24 protein-coding genes are annotated in these 14,140 nt (G+C 41.9%); all 24 read left to right on the forward strand.

Translation table 11 applies throughout. The features are described from left to right. Positions 1–57: 57 nt before the first annotated feature. The 24 genes from NSQ34_RS00700 (at position 58) to rplR (ending at position 14,127) form a co-directional block, all read left to right on the forward strand. The gene (locus NSQ34_RS00700; RefSeq protein ID WP_024425593.1) at positions 58–306 is read left to right on the forward strand and encodes a 50S ribosomal protein L7ae-like protein; all 249 of its coding nucleotides are present in this window, start codon (positions 58–60) and stop codon (positions 304–306) included. 113 nt (positions 307–419) lie between these two features. Next, positions 420–839 (forward strand): 30S ribosomal protein S12, encoded by a 420-nt coding sequence (gene rpsL / locus NSQ34_RS00705; protein ID WP_003216962.1) that lies wholly within the window; start codon positions 420–422, stop codon positions 837–839. A 121-nt stretch (positions 840–960) separates the two neighbouring features. Beyond that, positions 961–1,431: a 30S ribosomal protein S7 gene (gene rpsG / locus NSQ34_RS00710; RefSeq protein ID WP_003216884.1), complete on the forward strand. Its 471-nt coding sequence runs from the start codon at positions 961–963 to the stop codon at positions 1,429–1,431. Positions 1,432–1,485: 54 nt separating this feature from the next. Continuing rightward, positions 1,486–3,564 carry an elongation factor G gene (gene fusA / locus NSQ34_RS00715; RefSeq protein ID WP_024425594.1) on the forward strand — a complete coding sequence of 693 codons (2,079 nt, stop codon included), beginning with the start codon at positions 1,486–1,488 and terminating at the stop codon, positions 3,562–3,564. A 118-nt stretch (positions 3,565–3,682) separates the two neighbouring features. After that, a complete protein-coding gene (gene tuf / locus NSQ34_RS00720) occupies positions 3,683–4,873 on the forward strand; it encodes an elongation factor Tu (protein WP_034283892.1) in 1,191 nt (396 codons plus the stop codon). Between the two features lie 109 nt (positions 4,874–4,982). Beyond that, entirely contained in the window at positions 4,983–5,942 is a 960-nt protein-coding gene (locus NSQ34_RS00725) for an alpha/beta hydrolase (protein WP_034283889.1), read from the forward strand. Between the two features lie 218 nt (positions 5,943–6,160). Continuing rightward, positions 6,161–6,469 carry a 30S ribosomal protein S10 gene (gene rpsJ, locus NSQ34_RS00730; protein ID WP_003156464.1) on the forward strand — a complete coding sequence of 103 codons (309 nt, stop codon included), beginning with the start codon at positions 6,161–6,163 and terminating at the stop codon, positions 6,467–6,469. A gap of 37 nt (positions 6,470–6,506) precedes the next feature. Next, on the forward strand, positions 6,507–7,136 hold the full coding sequence (gene rplC / locus NSQ34_RS00735; protein WP_024425597.1) for a 50S ribosomal protein L3: 630 nt from the start codon (positions 6,507–6,509) through the stop codon (positions 7,134–7,136). A 27-nt stretch (positions 7,137–7,163) separates the two neighbouring features. Next, positions 7,164–7,787 (forward strand): 50S ribosomal protein L4, encoded by a 624-nt coding sequence (gene rplD / locus NSQ34_RS00740; RefSeq protein ID WP_024425598.1) that lies wholly within the window; start codon positions 7,164–7,166, stop codon positions 7,785–7,787. Next, positions 7,787–8,074, forward strand: a complete 288-nt coding sequence (rplW, locus tag NSQ34_RS00745) for a 50S ribosomal protein L23 (protein WP_003217016.1) — start codon at positions 7,787–7,789, stop codon at positions 8,072–8,074. The genes rplD and rplW overlap by 1 nt, the downstream gene beginning before the upstream one ends. A 28-nt stretch (positions 8,075–8,102) precedes the next feature. After that, positions 8,103–8,936, forward strand: coding sequence for a 50S ribosomal protein L2 (gene rplB / locus NSQ34_RS00750; protein ID WP_024425599.1), 834 nt, complete (start codon positions 8,103–8,105; stop codon positions 8,934–8,936). A 57-nt stretch (positions 8,937–8,993) separates the two neighbouring features. Next, the gene (gene rpsS / locus NSQ34_RS00755) at positions 8,994–9,272 is read left to right on the forward strand and encodes a 30S ribosomal protein S19 (RefSeq protein ID WP_003216920.1); all 279 of its coding nucleotides are present in this window, start codon (positions 8,994–8,996) and stop codon (positions 9,270–9,272) included. 17 nt (positions 9,273–9,289) lie between these two features. Further along, positions 9,290–9,631: a 50S ribosomal protein L22 gene (gene rplV, locus NSQ34_RS00760; protein ID WP_007496316.1), complete on the forward strand. Its 342-nt coding sequence runs from the start codon at positions 9,290–9,292 to the stop codon at positions 9,629–9,631. Positions 9,632–9,634: 3 nt separating this feature from the next. Then, the gene (rpsC, locus tag NSQ34_RS00765) at positions 9,635–10,291 is read left to right on the forward strand and encodes a 30S ribosomal protein S3 (RefSeq protein WP_003217241.1); all 657 of its coding nucleotides are present in this window, start codon (positions 9,635–9,637) and stop codon (positions 10,289–10,291) included. A gap of 1 nt (position 10,292) precedes the next feature. Beyond that, entirely contained in the window at positions 10,293–10,727 is a 435-nt protein-coding gene (rplP, locus tag NSQ34_RS00770; RefSeq protein ID WP_003156478.1) for a 50S ribosomal protein L16, read from the forward strand. Continuing rightward, entirely contained in the window at positions 10,717–10,917 is a 201-nt protein-coding gene (gene rpmC / locus NSQ34_RS00775; RefSeq protein ID WP_003217155.1) for a 50S ribosomal protein L29, read from the forward strand. The genes rplP and rpmC overlap by 11 nt, the downstream gene beginning before the upstream one ends. A 25-nt stretch (positions 10,918–10,942) precedes the next feature. Then, positions 10,943–11,206 (forward strand): 30S ribosomal protein S17, encoded by a 264-nt coding sequence (gene rpsQ, locus NSQ34_RS00780; protein ID WP_003216906.1) that lies wholly within the window; start codon positions 10,943–10,945, stop codon positions 11,204–11,206. 39 nt (positions 11,207–11,245) lie between these two features. Further along, positions 11,246–11,614 (forward strand): 50S ribosomal protein L14, encoded by a 369-nt coding sequence (gene rplN, locus NSQ34_RS00785; protein ID WP_003216882.1) that lies wholly within the window; start codon positions 11,246–11,248, stop codon positions 11,612–11,614. 35 nt (positions 11,615–11,649) lie between these two features. Beyond that, on the forward strand, positions 11,650–11,961 hold the full coding sequence (gene rplX / locus NSQ34_RS00790) for a 50S ribosomal protein L24 (protein WP_008356538.1): 312 nt from the start codon (positions 11,650–11,652) through the stop codon (positions 11,959–11,961). 25 nt (positions 11,962–11,986) lie between these two features. Further along, positions 11,987–12,526 (forward strand): 50S ribosomal protein L5, encoded by a 540-nt coding sequence (rplE, locus tag NSQ34_RS00795; RefSeq protein WP_003217159.1) that lies wholly within the window; start codon positions 11,987–11,989, stop codon positions 12,524–12,526. Positions 12,527–12,548: 22 nt separating this feature from the next. Beyond that, a complete protein-coding gene (rpsN, locus tag NSQ34_RS00800) occupies positions 12,549–12,734 on the forward strand; it encodes a 30S ribosomal protein S14 (RefSeq protein WP_008356542.1) in 186 nt (61 codons plus the stop codon). Positions 12,735–12,765: 31 nt separating this feature from the next. Next, positions 12,766–13,164: a 30S ribosomal protein S8 gene (rpsH, locus tag NSQ34_RS00805; protein ID WP_007496327.1), complete on the forward strand. Its 399-nt coding sequence runs from the start codon at positions 12,766–12,768 to the stop codon at positions 13,162–13,164. 31 nt (positions 13,165–13,195) lie between these two features. Continuing rightward, positions 13,196–13,732, forward strand: a complete 537-nt coding sequence (gene rplF, locus NSQ34_RS00810; protein ID WP_024425602.1) for a 50S ribosomal protein L6 — start codon at positions 13,196–13,198, stop codon at positions 13,730–13,732. A gap of 32 nt (positions 13,733–13,764) precedes the next feature. After that, positions 13,765–14,127, forward strand: a complete 363-nt coding sequence (rplR, locus tag NSQ34_RS00815; RefSeq protein WP_008356544.1) for a 50S ribosomal protein L18 — start codon at positions 13,765–13,767, stop codon at positions 14,125–14,127. Positions 14,128–14,140 lie beyond the last annotated feature (13 nt).

A 14,140-nucleotide genomic window follows, 5' to 3' on the forward strand; every position in this document is an offset into this window, starting at 1 on the left:
TGATGATAATATAACCAAGGTGCTCAAAATAAAACCTGTTACTTTGGAGGATATTCGATGTCTTATGATAAAGTATCACAGGCTCAATCCATTATTATTGGTACGAAGCAAACAGTAAAAGCTCTGAAACGAGATTCAGTTAAGGAAGTCGTCGTAGCGAAAGATGCTGATCCTGCTTTAACCGCTAGTGTATTGAAACTAGCGCAAGAGAAGGGTGTAGACATCTTAGTGGTAGATTCCATGAAAAAGCTCGGCAAGGCCTGCGGAATTGAAGTTGGGGCAGCAGCTGTTGCCATTATGTTATAGCGTACTTGTTTTGTTTTTGCATGTATAAAATGCAAAAGCATTGTTTTTTGCCTTTTGATGAACCACCTGGGTATGTGGGTTATAAAAAAAGTAATGAAGGGAGGAATAACAACATGCCTACAATTAATCAGCTAATACGCAAAGGACGCGTGAGTAAAGTTGAAAACTCAAAGTCACCTGCACTTAACAAAGGATACAACAGTTTCAAAAAAGAGCACACTAACGTAACATCTCCACAGAAGCGCGGGGTTTGTACTCGTGTCGGTACAATGACACCGAAAAAACCAAACTCAGCACTACGTAAATATGCTCGTGTACGTTTGTCTAACCTGATTGAGGTAACAGCTTACATTCCTGGTATCGGACATAACCTACAAGAGCACAGTGTAGTACTTATCCGTGGCGGACGTGTAAAAGACTTACCGGGTGTACGTTACCACATCGTTCGTGGTGCGCTTGATACTGCCGGAGTTGACGGTCGTATGCAAGGACGTTCTAAATACGGAACAAAACGCCCTAAACAAAGCAAATAATACAAACAAACATAAGGGTTTTTAGAAGTTGATATCAGATCAGTGGAGTCAGGCAGCTGACAATGATATTGAGATGAGAGACAGATAGAAATCCTTTTAAAAGAGAAGGGAGGCTATTCAGATGCCACGTAAAGGTCCTGTAGCAAAAAGAGACGTATTGCCAGATCCAATTTACAATTCTAAACTTGTATCTCGTTTGATCAACAAAATGATGATCGACGGTAAAAGAGGAAAGTCACAAACAATCCTCTACAAGTCATTTGATATCATCAAAGAACGTACTGGTAATGAAGCGATGGAGGTTTTCGAACAAGCCTTGAAAAACATCATGCCAGTTCTTGAAGTTAAAGCACGTCGTGTAGGTGGAGCTAACTACCAAGTTCCTGTAGAAGTTCGCCCAGACCGCCGTACTACTTTAGGTCTTCGCTGGTTAGTAAACTATGCTCGTCTTCGTGGAGAAAAAACGATGGAAGAGCGTCTTGCTAACGAAATCCTTGACGCAGCTAACAACACTGGTGCTGCTGTTAAGAAACGTGAAGATACACACAAAATGGCAGAAGCGAACAAAGCATTCGCTCACTACCGCTGGTAGGATTTATACCAAACTAAAAAAACTATTCCCTAATGAGGAAGGAGAAATTACCCAATGGCAAGAGAGTTCTCCTTAGACAAAACTCGTAATATTGGTATCATGGCTCACATCGATGCCGGTAAAACGACAACGACTGAGCGTATCTTGTACTACACTGGTCGTATCCATAAAATTGGTGAAACTCACGAAGGAGCTTCACAAATGGACTGGATGGAGCAGGAGCAAGAACGTGGTATTACAATCACTTCTGCTGCTACTACAGCACAATGGAAGGGTTACCGTGTAAACATCATCGATACACCAGGACACGTAGACTTCACTGTTGAAGTTGAACGTTCTTTACGTGTACTTGATGGTGCGGTTGCTGTTCTTGATGCACAATCAGGTGTAGAGCCACAAACTGAAACAGTTTGGCGCCAAGCAACAACTTACGGAGTACCTCGTATCGTATTCGTTAACAAAATGGATAAAACTGGTGCGGACTTCCTTTACTCTGTAAGCACATTAAGAGATCGTCTTCAAGCGAACGCTCATGCAATTCAATTGCCGATCGGCGCTGAAGATCAATTCGAAGGAATCATCGACCTTGTAGAAAACGTAGCATACTTCTACGAAGATGACCTTGGAACTCGCTCTGATGCTAAAGAAATCCCTGCTGAGTATAAAGACAAAGCTGAAGAGCTTCGCAGCAGCCTAATTGAAGCTGTTGCTGAGCTTGATGAAGAGCTTATGGAAAAATACCTTGAGGGTGAAGAAATCACAATTCCTGAATTGAAAGCTGCAATCCGTAAAGGAACATTGAATGTTGAATTCTACCCAGTTCTTGTTGGATCTGCTTTCAAAAACAAAGGTGTTCAGCTTGTACTTGACGCTGTGCTTGACTACCTTCCTGCACCAACTGATGTTGCTGCAATTAAAGGTATCCTGCCAGATTCAAATGAAGAGGTTGTTCGTGAGTCTACTGATGACGCACCATTCGCAGCTCTTGCATTTAAAGTTATGACTGACCCTTATGTTGGGAAACTAACTTTCTTCCGCGTATACTCTGGAACACTTGATTCTGGTTCATACGTGAAGAACTCTTCTAAGAACAAGCGTGAACGTGTTGGACGTATCCTTCAAATGCACGCAAACAGCCGTGAAGAAATCTCTACTGTATATGCAGGGGATATCGCAGCAGCTGTAGGTCTTAAAGATACATCTACTGGTGATACTCTTTGTGACGAGAAAAATCTTGTTATCCTTGAGTCTATGGAATTCCCAGAGCCAGTTATCGATGTAGCTATCGAGCCTAAATCTAAGGCTGACCAAGATAAAATGAGTATCGCTTTAGCTAAACTAGCTGAAGAGGATCCAACATTCCGTACACAAACAAACCCTGAAACTGGTCAAACGATCATCTCTGGTATGGGTGAGCTTCACCTTGATATCATTGTTGACCGTATGAAGCGTGAGTTCAAGGTTGAAGCTAACGTAGGTGCTCCTCAAGTTGCGTACCGTGAAACATTCCGTTCTGGTGCAAAAGTTGAAGGTAAATTCGTACGTCAGTCTGGTGGACGCGGTCAGTTCGGACACGTTTGGATTGAATTCGAACCAAACGAAGAAGGCGCAGGATTCGAATTTGAAAATGCAATCGTCGGTGGGGTTGTTCCACGTGAATACATCCCAGCAATTCAAGCAGGTCTTGAAGATTCACTTGAAAATGGTGTATTAGCTGGATTCCCATTAATCGACATCAAAGCAAAATTATTTGATGGATCTTACCACGATGTTGACTCGAACGAAATGGCGTTCAAAATTGCTGCATCTATGGCATTGAAAAATGCTGTCAGCAAATGTAACCCAGTTCTACTTGAGCCAATGATGAAAGTGGAAGTTGTTATCCCTGAAGAATACATGGGAGACATCATGGGTGATATCACATCTCGTCGTGGACGTGTAGAAGGTATGGAAGCTCGCGGTAACGCTCAAGTTGTTCGCGCTATGGTTCCACTTTCTGAAATGTTCGGATATGCTACTGCACTCCGTTCTAACACACAAGGACGCGGTACTTTCACTATGCACATGGATCACTACGAAGAAGTGCCTAAGAGCATCAGTGAAGAAATCATCAAAAAAAATAAAGGTGAATAATTGATTTTGCCTTTAAACTAAAGTATAACTACTATTGAAGATCAGAAAGTGAGAGGTAACTCTTCACTTTCTATCACTCTATACCAAATACAATGAACCTTTAAGGAGGATTTTTAGAATGGCTAAAGAAAAATTCGACCGTTCCAAATCGCATGCTAACATTGGTACAATTGGACACGTTGACCATGGTAAAACAACTCTAACTGCTGCTATCTCAACAGTTCTTCATAAGAAATCTGGTAAAGGTACAGCTATGGCTTATGACCAAATCGATGGTGCTCCAGAAGAGCGCGAGCGTGGAATCACAATCTCAACTGCACACGTTGAGTATGAAACTGAAACTCGTCACTATGCACACGTAGACTGCCCAGGACACGCTGACTATGTTAAAAACATGATCACTGGTGCTGCTCAAATGGACGGCGCGATCTTAGTAGTATCTGCTGCTGATGGTCCAATGCCACAAACACGTGAGCACATCCTACTTTCTCGTAACGTAGGTGTACCATACATCGTAGTATTCCTTAACAAATGTGACATGGTTGACGATGAAGAGTTACTTGAACTTGTTGAAATGGAAGTTCGTGACCTTCTTTCTGACTATGACTTCCCTGGTGACGATGTACCAGTTATCAAAGGTTCTGCTCTTAAAGCTCTTGAAGGAGATGCTGATTACGAAGCAAAAATCTTTGAACTTATGGATGCGGTTGATGAGTACATCCCAACTCCAGAGCGTGACACTGAGAAGCCATTCATGATGCCAGTTGAGGACGTATTCTCAATCACTGGTCGTGGAACAGTTGCTACTGGTCGTGTTGAGCGTGGACAAGTTAAAGTCGGTGACGAAGTTGAAATCATCGGTCTTCAAGAAGAAAACGGTAAAACAACTGTTACAGGTGTTGAAATGTTCCGTAAACTTCTTGACTACGCTGAAGCTGGTGACAACATCGGTGCACTACTTCGTGGTGTATCTCGTGAAGATATCCAACGTGGTCAAGTACTTGCTAAACCAGGTACAATCACTCCACACAGCCGTTTCAAAGCTGAAGTTTATGTACTTTCTAAAGAAGAGGGTGGACGTCATACTCCATTCTTCGCTAACTACCGTCCGCAGTTCTACTTCCGTACAACTGACGTAACTGGTATCGTACATCTTCCAGAAGGTACTGAAATGGTAATGCCTGGCGATAACACTGAGATGGAAGTTGAACTTATCTCTACTATCGCTATCGAAGAAGGAACTCGTTTCTCTATCCGTGAGGGTGGACGTACTGTAGGTTCTGGTGTCGTTTCAACTATCATTAAGTAATAAACATACAAAAGAGACTCCTTGCAAAAGGGTCTCTTTTTTTGCTTTTCCAGATCAGAACGGCTACTATAAGCTATAGAATCTAAATGGAACCGAGAGGATCGCTGGAATGGTAAAGACATATTTGAAAAAATGGTCGATCGGCGGGATTGACCAATGGATTATGATGAAAGAAGACCAGACGAGTGAAACGAAGCCTGTCCTTTTATTTTTACACGGCGGGCCCGGCTCGGCTCAAATCAGTTATATTGATTCCTTTCACGGGGAACTTGATCAGGACTTTACAGTTGTCCATTGGGATCAGAGGGGTGCAGGACTTTCCTATCAAGAGAATCTTCCCGATGCATCGATGACCATTCAGCAATTTATTGAAGACACGATTGAACTGACAGAGAAGCTTCTAACTTATCTAGGTCATTCAAAATTGTATATCGCAGGATATTCGTGGGGATCATTAATTGCCATACAAGCAGTACATAAGCGTCCAGATCTTTATCATGCATATTACGGGATTAGTCAGGTAGTAGATGTGTTAAAGGAAGATATCGTATCGTACGAGCTCCTTTTGAAGAAATATCATCGCAATCGTCTGTTTACTGGGTGTCTGCGATTACTGACGCCCCCTCCATGGAAACGGACATCAGCTCATGCCTTGTTTTCTCTATATAAAGAGTTTGCGAGCGTAGGTCTCACACATAGATGGAAACCGGTTTTTCAAATGCTAAAAGGGTTTCTTTTTAGTAAGCAATATCAGCTTAAAGATAAATGGAAGTTCATGAAAGGACAGAAGTTTAGTCAAGACAAGCTATGGGATCAGCTAATGAATGAGAGTATTCAATTCCGAGTTTCTACTATATTAATACCGTGCTACTTTCTCATTGGCGATCACGACATGATTACACCAGCTGCTGTATCAAAACCATATGTTGATCAATTAAAAGCACCAATCAAAGAATGGTTTACCTTTAAAGACTCTGCACATTCCCCGCACATTGAGGAACCAGATGAATTTATACGTATCATAAGAAAGACTGCTATACATCATCTTCAGGGAAAGCTTGATTTATAGGCTGAATCCCTGTATAATATGAAAAGTGTGCAAATCATAAATTTATCCGATTTATTATTGCAACACGCAGGCCAATTTGGTACAATAGTGCATGTTGGTCTTTGACTGCGATGAAGTGAGAGGTTGCTGACACACCCGGCCGCTTTGCCATGGCGAGGTGATCAGGTTTTTCTCACGGAGAACTGTCTAACGTAAGTAGGCGAAAAGGAGGGAAAATAATGGCAAAACAAAAAATTCGTATTCGTTTAAAAGCATATGATCATAGAATTCTTGATCAATCTGCTGAGAAGATTGTTGAAACGGCTAAGCGTTCTGGTGCTAGTGTATCTGGTCCAATTCCGCTTCCAACTGAAAAATCAGTTTACACAATCCTTCGTGCGGTGCATAAGTACAAAGATTCTCGTGAGCAATTCGAGATGCGTACTCACAAACGTCTAATCGACATCGTGAATCCAACTCCGCAAACAGTTGATGCACTAATGCGTTTAGATTTACCATCTGGTGTAGATATCGAAATCAAACTTTAATTCAAATAGAAAACACATATTATAGGAGGTGTGACGAATGACCAAAGGAATCTTAGGTAGAAAAATTGGTATGACGCAAGTATTCGCAGAAAACGGTGATCTTATCCCTGTAACTGTTGTTGAGGCTGCTGCTAACGTTGTTCTTCAAAAGAAGACTGTTGACACGGATGGCTATGAAGCAATCCAAATCGGTTTTGATGACAAACGTGAAAAGCTTTCTAACAAACCAGAGAAAGGCCACGTTGCTAAAGCGGAAACTGCTCCTAAGCGCTTCGTAAAAGAATTACGCGGTGCGGAGTTAGATGCGTATGAAGTTGGTCAGGAAGTCAAAGTTGATATTTTCGCAAATGGAGATATCGTAGATGTAACAGGAACATCAAAAGGTAAAGGATTCCAAGGGGCTATCAAACGCCACGGACAATCACGCGGACCAATGACTCACGGTTCACGTTACCACCGTCGTCCTGGTTCAATGGGACCTGTTGATCCAAACCGTGTATTCAAAGGTAAACTTCTTCCAGGTCGTATGGGCGGAGAGCAAATTACTGTCCAAAACCTTGAGATCGTTAAAGTTGATGCAGAACGCAATCTTCTATTGATCAAAGGAAACGTACCAGGAGCTAAAAAATCTCTAGTAACTGTAAAGAGTGCAGTTAAATCTAAATAACTCTCTTAGGAAAGGAGGAAACAAGTCATGCCAAAAGTAGCATTATATAACCAAAACGGTTCTACTAACGGTGAAATCGAATTAAACGCTTCTGTGTTTGGAATCGAGCCAAACGAAAGCGTAGTATTCGATGCTATTCTTATGCAAAGAGCTTCCTTACGTCAAGGAACTCACAAAGTAAAAACTCGTTCTGAAGTACGTGGCGGAGGTCGTAAGCCTTGGAGACAGAAGGGTACAGGTCGTGCTCGTCAAGGTTCTATCCGTTCACCACAATGGCGCGGAGGCGGTATCGTATTCGGTCCAACACCACGCAGTTATTCTTATAAATTACCTAAAAAAGTTCGCCGCTTGGCTATCAAGTCAGTATTGTCTTCTAAAGTAATCGACAACAACATCATCGTTCTTGAAGATCTGACTCTTGATGCAGTGAAAACGAAAGAATTCGCAGGCATCCTTAAAGGATTATCTGTCGAGAAGAAAGCGTTGATCGTCACTGCGGATGCAAACGAAACAGTTGCTTTATCTGCTCGTAACATCCCTGGAGTAACAGTTGTTGAAGCTAACGGTATCAACGTTCTTGACGTTGTCAACCACGACAAACTTCTGATCACTAAAGCAGCGGTTGAAAAAGTAGAGGAGGGACTTGCATAATGAAAGATCCTCGTGATGTTCTAAAGCGCCCTATCATTACTGAACGTTCTGCTGATCTAATGACAGAGAAGAAGTACACGTTCGAAGTTGATGTCAGAGCTAACAAAACAGAAGTGAAAGACGCTGTTGAAGAAATCTTTGGAGTGAAAGTTGAGAAAGTCAACGTTCAAAACTACAAAGGAAAATCAAAACGCGTTGGACGCTACACTGGTATGACTAGCCGTCGCAGAAAAGCGATCGTGAAATTAACTGCTGACAGCAAAGAAATCGAAATTTTTGAAGCGTAAATCTTAAAAAGAAGGAGGGAAATTCAAAATGGCGATTAAAAAGTATAAACCAACCAGTAATGGTCGTCGTGGCATGACTACTTCAGATTTTGCTGAAATCACGACTGACAAACCAGAAAAATCGTTGCTTGCACCGCTACACAAAAAAGGCGGACGTAACAACCAAGGTAGATTGACTGTTCGTCATCAAGGTGGCGGTCACAAACGTCAATACCGTATCATCGACTTTAAGCGTGATAAAGACGGTATACCTGGACGCGTTGCTACAATCGAGTATGATCCAAACCGTTCAGCTAACATCGCTCTTGTAAACTATGCAGATGGTGAGAAACGTTACATTCTTGCTCCGAAAGGAATCCAAGTTGGTACTGAAGTTACTTCTGGACCAGAAGCTGACATCAAACCAGGTAATGCTCTTCCACTTATCAACATCCCAGTTGGTACAGTTGTGCATAACATTGAATTAAAACCAGGTAAAGGTGGACAATTAGTTCGTTCTGCTGGTACTTCTGCTCAAGTTCTTGGTAAAGAAGGTAAATACGTTCTTGTACGTTTGAACTCAGGAGAAGTTCGCATGATTCTTTCTGCTTGCCGTGCGACTATCGGTCAAGTTGGAAACGAGCAACACGAATTAATCAACATCGGTAAAGCTGGACGTTCTCGCTGGAAAGGCGTACGCCCAACAGTTCGTGGTTCTGTAATGAACCCTAACGATCACCCACACGGTGGTGGTGAAGGACGCGCTCCAATCGGACGTAAATCACCAATGTCTCCATGGGGTAAACCGACTCTTGGATTCAAGACTCGTAAGAAAACCAACAAGTCTGATAAATTCATTGTACGTCGTCGTAAAAACAAGTAACGGGGTTGTCTACGGTTCATTTAGGACCGTAGTTCAATCACGAAGGGAGGTTCCACAATGGCTCGCAGCTTAAAAAAAGGACCATTTGTTGATGATCATTTGATGGCTAAAGTCGAGAAATTGAATGAAACTGACAAAAAGCAAGTCGTAAAAACTTGGTCTCGTCGTTCTACAATTTTCCCACAATTCATCGGTCACACAATCGCTGTCTATGATGGACGCAAACATGTACCTGTTTTCATTTCTGAAGATATGGTAGGTCACAAATTGGGCGAATTCGCACCAAGCCGTACTTACAAAGGTCATGCTAGTGACGATAAAAAAACAAGACGCTAATGAGAGGAGGCTTTTAAATGCAAGCTAAAGCTGTCGCAAGAACAGTCCGTATTGCTCCTCGTAAAGCACGTCTAGTAATGGACCTGATCCGAGGTAAGCAAGTAGGAGAAGCAGTTTCTATCTTAAACCTTACACCTAAGGCTGCTTCACCAATTATTGAAAAAGTATTAAAATCTGCTATCGCAAACGCTGAGCACAACTACGAGTTGGACGCTAACAGCCTAGTGATTACTCAAGCATTCGTTGACGAAGGTCCAACACTTAAGAGATTCCGTCCACGTGCTATGGGTCGTGCGAGTGCAATTAACAAACGTACTAGCCACATTACAATCGTTGTATCAGAAAAGAAGGAGGGATAATCCGTGGGTCAAAAGGTAAATCCAGTAGGTCTTCGTATTGGCGTCATTCGTGATTGGGAATCTAAATGGTTCGCAGGAAAAGATTACGCTGACTTCTTACATGAAGACTTGAAAATCCGTGAATTCATCAGCAAGCGTTTGTCTGACGCGTCTGTTTCTAAAGTAGAAATCGAACGTGCTGCAAACCGCGTAAATATCACAATCCACACGGCTAAACCAGGTATGGTAATTGGTAAAGGCGGATCTGAAGTTGAAGCACTTCGTAAAGCTCTTAACAGCCTAACTGGCAAACGTGTACACATCAACATTCTTGAAATCAAGAGAGCAGATCTTGATGCTCAGCTAGTTGCTGAAAACATCGCTCGTCAACTTGAAAACCGTATTTCATTCCGTCGTGCACAAAAACAAACAATCCAACGCACAATGCGTGCTGGAGCACAAGGAATCAAAACAATGGTTTCTGGTCGTCTTGGCGGTGCAGATATTGCTCGTTCTGAATATTACAGTGAAGGTACTGTTCCATTGCACACACTTCGTGCTGACATCGACTATGCTACTGCTGAAGCTGACACTACTTATGGTAAGCTTGGCGTAAAAGTATGGATCTATCGTGGAGAAGTCCTTCCAACTAAGAAGAATACTGCGGAAGGAGGAAAATAATATGTTATTGCCAAAACGCGTGAAGTATCGCAGAGAACATCGTGGAAAAATGCGTGGTCGTGCAAAAGGCGGTACTGAAGTACATTTCGGTGAGTACGGTATCCAAGCTCTTGAAGCTTCTTGGATCACAAACCGTCAAATCGAAGCTGCTCGTATTGCTATGACTCGTTACATGAAACGTGGCGGTAAAGTTTGGATTAAAATTTTCCCTTCTAAGCCATACACAGCTAAACCTCTAGAGGTCCGCATGGGTTCCGGTAAAGGTGCTCCAGAAGGATGGGTAGCTGTAGTGAAACCGGGCAAAGTTTTATTTGAAATTTCTGGTGTGTCTGAAGAAGTTGCTCGTGAAGCTCTTCGTCTTGCATCCCACAAATTGCCAATTAAAACGAAGTTCGTAAAACGTGAAGAAATTGGTGGTGAATCAAATGAAAGCTAATGAAATTCGTGACCTTACCACTGCTGAAATTGAACAAAAAGTAAAGTCTCTTAAAGAAGAACTTTTCAATCTTCGTTTCCAATTAGCGACTGGGCAGCTTGAAAATACTGCTCGCATTCGTGAAGTGCGTAAATCAATCGCACGCATGAAAACTGTGATTCGTCAAAGAGAAATCGCTGCTAATAAATAATAATTAGAGGGGAGGCCCCGCAAACATGAGCGAACGTAACCAACGTAAAGTGTATCAAGGTCGTGTTGTTTCTGACAAAATGGATAAAACCATCACTGTTGTAGTTGAAACATACAAAAAGCATTCACTTTATGGCAAACGTGTAAGATACTCTAAGAAGTTCAAAGCACATGATGAAAACAACCAAGCAAAAATCGGAGACATCGTAAAGGTCATGGAAACTCGTCCTTTATCTGCGACTAAACGCTTTCGTCTAGTTGAAGTTGTCGAAGAAGCCGTTATTATCTAATAAAGTTCGGATTTCTTTTTCCGAAAGGAGGTAACATTAATGATTCAACAGGAGACTCGTTTAAAAGTAGCTGACAACTCTGGCGCACGCGAAGTACTAACGATTAAAGTTCTTGGTGGCTCTGGACGTAAAACGGCTAACATCGGTGATGTCATTGTTTGTACGGTTAAACAAGCAACACCTGGAGGCGTTGTCAAAAAAGGTGAAGTTGTGAAAGCAGTTATCGTTCGTACTAAGAGCGGAGCTCGCAGAAACGATGGATCTTACATCAGTTTCGACGAAAATGCATGTGTCATCATTCGTGACGACAAGAGCCCACGTGGAACTCGTATCTTCGGACCAGTAGCACGTGAACTTCGTGAAAACAACTATATGAAAATTGTTTCTCTAGCACCAGAAGTACTTTAATGAATACAATCCGCGACTCAAGGAGGTGCGATTAAATGCATGTTAAAAAGGGCGATAAAGTAGTGGTTATCTCTGGTAAAGATAAAGGTAAACAAGGTGTCATCCTTGCTGCTTTCCCTAAAAAGGAACGTGTTTTAGTAGAAGGTATTAACCTTGTGAAAAAACACTCTAAACCAACCCAAGCTAACCCTCAAGGCGGAATTTCTGAACAAGAAGCGCCGATCCACGTATCAAACGTAATGCCGCTTGATCCTAAAACGGGTGAAGTGACACGTGTTGGGTATAAAGTTGAGGACGGAAAGAAAGTCCGTGTAGCGAAAAAATCTGGGCAAGTTCTAGATAAATAGTAAATAAGGAAGGGAGGTCTTTCTCATGAACCGCCTTAAAGAAAAGTATGTAAAAGAAATTACACCTGCATTAGTTTCTAAGTTTGAATACAAATCAGTAATGCAAGTGCCAAAAATCGAAAAAATCGTGATCAACATGGGTGTTGGTGACGCTGTTCAAAACGCTAAAGCAATCGATACTGCTGTTGAAGAATTAACGTTTATCGCTGGTCAAAAACCTGTCGTTACTCGTGCGAAGAAGTCTATTGCTGGATTCCGTCTACGTGAAGGAATGCCAATCGGTGCGAAAGTAACACTTCGCGGAGAGCGCATGTATGATTTCCTTGATAAACTTATTTCTGTGTCTTTACCACGTGTACGTGACTTCCGCGGGATTTCTAAGAAATCTTTCGACGGTCGTGGAAACTACACGCTTGGTATTAAAGAACAGTTAATCTTCCCAGAAATTGATTACGATAAAGTAACAAAGGTCCGCGGTATGGATATCGTTATCGTTACTACTGCCAATACGGACGAAGAAGCACGTGAGTTATTAACTCAAGTAGGTATGCCGTTCCAGAAATAATCAATGAAAGGGAGGCGAAATCGTGGCTAAAAAGTCTATGATTGCGAAACAACAACGCAAACAAAAGTTTAAAGTTCAAGAGTATACGCGCTGCGAACGATGTGGTCGTCCACATTCAGTTATTCGTAAGTTTAAACTTTGCCGTATTTGTTTCCGCGAACTTGCATATAAAGGACAAATTCCTGGCGTTAAAAAAGCCAGCTGGTAATCCCCATAAATGGGAAGGAGGTTATTAAATAATGGTTATGACAGATCCGATTGCAGATTTGCTGACTCGTATTCGCAATGCGAACATGGTACGTCATGAGAAGCTAGAAGTACCGGCTTCAAAAATCAAAAGAGAAATTGCTGAAATCTTAAAGCGTGAAGGTTTTATCCGTGACGTTGAGTACGTCGAAGACAGCAAACAAGGAATTATCCGTTTGTTCCTTAAATACGGCCAAAACAACGAACGTGTTATCACTGGTCTTAAAAGAATCAGTAAACCTGGTTTACGCGTATATGCGAAATCAAATGAAGTACCACGTGTACTTAACGGACTTGGAATCGCAATTATTTCTACATCACAAGGTGTTTTATCGGACAAAGAAGCCCGTGCTAAACAAGCTGGTGGAGAAGTACTTGCTTACGTATGGTAAAAAAAGTTTAAGATGAATGGAGGTGCTTGGTATGTCTCGTATAGGTAAAAAACTAATCGAGATCCCTTCAGGAGTTACTGTGACAAACAACGATAACACAGTGACAGTAAAGGGACCAAAAGGTGAACTAACTCGTGCATTTCACCCTGATATGGAAATTAAAATTGAGGACAACGTCTTAACTGTAAGCCGTCCGTCTGAAAATAAAGAACACCGTGCATTACATGGTACAACACGCAGCTTGATTGCAAACATGGTTGAAGGTGTATCTAAAGGTTTCGAAAGAGGTTTAGAACTTATCGGTGTCGGTTACCGTGCAGCTAAATCTGGAAACAAACTTGTTCTTAACGTTGGATACTCTCATCCAGTTGAAATCGTTCCTGAGGCTGGAGTTGAAATCGAAGTTCCATCTCAAACGAAAGTAATCATTAAAGGTATCGATAAAGAGCGTGTAGGAGCTCTAGCTTCTAACATCCGCGCTGTCCGTGCTCCAGAGCCTTACAAAGGTAAAGGAATTCGTTACGAAGGTGAATTCGTTCGCCGTAAAGAAGGAAAAACTGGTAAGTAAGATCGCTTAATGTGAAGAAAGGAGTGACTCGGATGATTACGAAAACTAGCAAAAACGCTACTCGTCTTAAAAGACATGCTCGTGTTCGTGCGAAACTTTCAGGTACTGCTGAAAGACCTCGCCTTAACGTTTTCCGTTCTAACAAGAATATCTACGCTCAAGTAATTGATGATGTTAACGGTGTAACACTTGTAAGTGCTTCTACTCTTGATAAAGAGTTAAAGATCGAGAATAGTTCTGACACTGCAGCTGCTACGAAAGTTGGCGAACTTGTTGCAAAACGTGCTGTTGAAAAAGGAATCTCTAACGTGGTATTTGACCGCGGAGGATACCTATATCATGGACGTGTAAAAGCTCTAGCTGAAGCTGCTCGTGAGGCTGGACTTAAATTTTAATAAAAGAAGGAGG

Origin of the sequence: Bacillus sp. FSL P2-0069, from assembly GCF_038593315.1 — a bacterium.
Lineage (GTDB): Bacteria > Bacillota > Bacilli > Bacillales > Bacillaceae > Bacillus > Bacillus safensis.

Bases quoted from the DNA above. Each gene is read 5' to 3' on its own strand.
- NSQ34_RS00700 (WP_024425593.1), top strand. From the start codon at position 58: ATGTCTTATGATAAAGTATCACAGGCTCAATCCATTATTATTGGTACG.
- rpsL (WP_003216962.1), top strand. From the start codon at position 420: ATGCCTACAATTAATCAGCTAATACGCAAAGGACGCGTGAGTAAAGTT.
- rpsG (WP_003216884.1), top strand. From the start codon at position 961: ATGCCACGTAAAGGTCCTGTAGCAAAAAGAGACGTATTGCCAGATCCA.
- fusA (WP_024425594.1), top strand. From the start codon at position 1,486: ATGGCAAGAGAGTTCTCCTTAGACAAAACTCGTAATATTGGTATCATG.
- tuf (WP_034283892.1), top strand. From the start codon at position 3,683: ATGGCTAAAGAAAAATTCGACCGTTCCAAATCGCATGCTAACATTGGT.
- NSQ34_RS00725 (WP_034283889.1), top strand. From the start codon at position 4,983: ATGGTAAAGACATATTTGAAAAAATGGTCGATCGGCGGGATTGACCAA.
- rpsJ (WP_003156464.1), top strand. From the start codon at position 6,161: ATGGCAAAACAAAAAATTCGTATTCGTTTAAAAGCATATGATCATAGA.
- rplC (WP_024425597.1), top strand. From the start codon at position 6,507: ATGACCAAAGGAATCTTAGGTAGAAAAATTGGTATGACGCAAGTATTC.
- rplD (WP_024425598.1), top strand. From the start codon at position 7,164: ATGCCAAAAGTAGCATTATATAACCAAAACGGTTCTACTAACGGTGAA.
- rplW (WP_003217016.1), top strand. From the start codon at position 7,787: ATGAAAGATCCTCGTGATGTTCTAAAGCGCCCTATCATTACTGAACGT.
- rplB (WP_024425599.1), top strand. From the start codon at position 8,103: ATGGCGATTAAAAAGTATAAACCAACCAGTAATGGTCGTCGTGGCATG.
- rpsS (WP_003216920.1), top strand. From the start codon at position 8,994: ATGGCTCGCAGCTTAAAAAAAGGACCATTTGTTGATGATCATTTGATG.
- rplV (WP_007496316.1), top strand. From the start codon at position 9,290: ATGCAAGCTAAAGCTGTCGCAAGAACAGTCCGTATTGCTCCTCGTAAA.
- rplP (WP_003156478.1), top strand. From the start codon at position 10,293: ATGTTATTGCCAAAACGCGTGAAGTATCGCAGAGAACATCGTGGAAAA.
- rpmC (WP_003217155.1), top strand. From the start codon at position 10,717: ATGAAAGCTAATGAAATTCGTGACCTTACCACTGCTGAAATTGAACAA.
- rpsQ (WP_003216906.1), top strand. From the start codon at position 10,943: ATGAGCGAACGTAACCAACGTAAAGTGTATCAAGGTCGTGTTGTTTCT.
- rplN (WP_003216882.1), top strand. From the start codon at position 11,246: ATGATTCAACAGGAGACTCGTTTAAAAGTAGCTGACAACTCTGGCGCA.
- rplX (WP_008356538.1), top strand. From the start codon at position 11,650: ATGCATGTTAAAAAGGGCGATAAAGTAGTGGTTATCTCTGGTAAAGAT.
- rplE (WP_003217159.1), top strand. From the start codon at position 11,987: ATGAACCGCCTTAAAGAAAAGTATGTAAAAGAAATTACACCTGCATTA.
- rpsH (WP_007496327.1), top strand. From the start codon at position 12,766: ATGGTTATGACAGATCCGATTGCAGATTTGCTGACTCGTATTCGCAAT.
- rplF (WP_024425602.1), top strand. From the start codon at position 13,196: ATGTCTCGTATAGGTAAAAAACTAATCGAGATCCCTTCAGGAGTTACT.
- rplR (WP_008356544.1), top strand. From the start codon at position 13,765: ATGATTACGAAAACTAGCAAAAACGCTACTCGTCTTAAAAGACATGCT.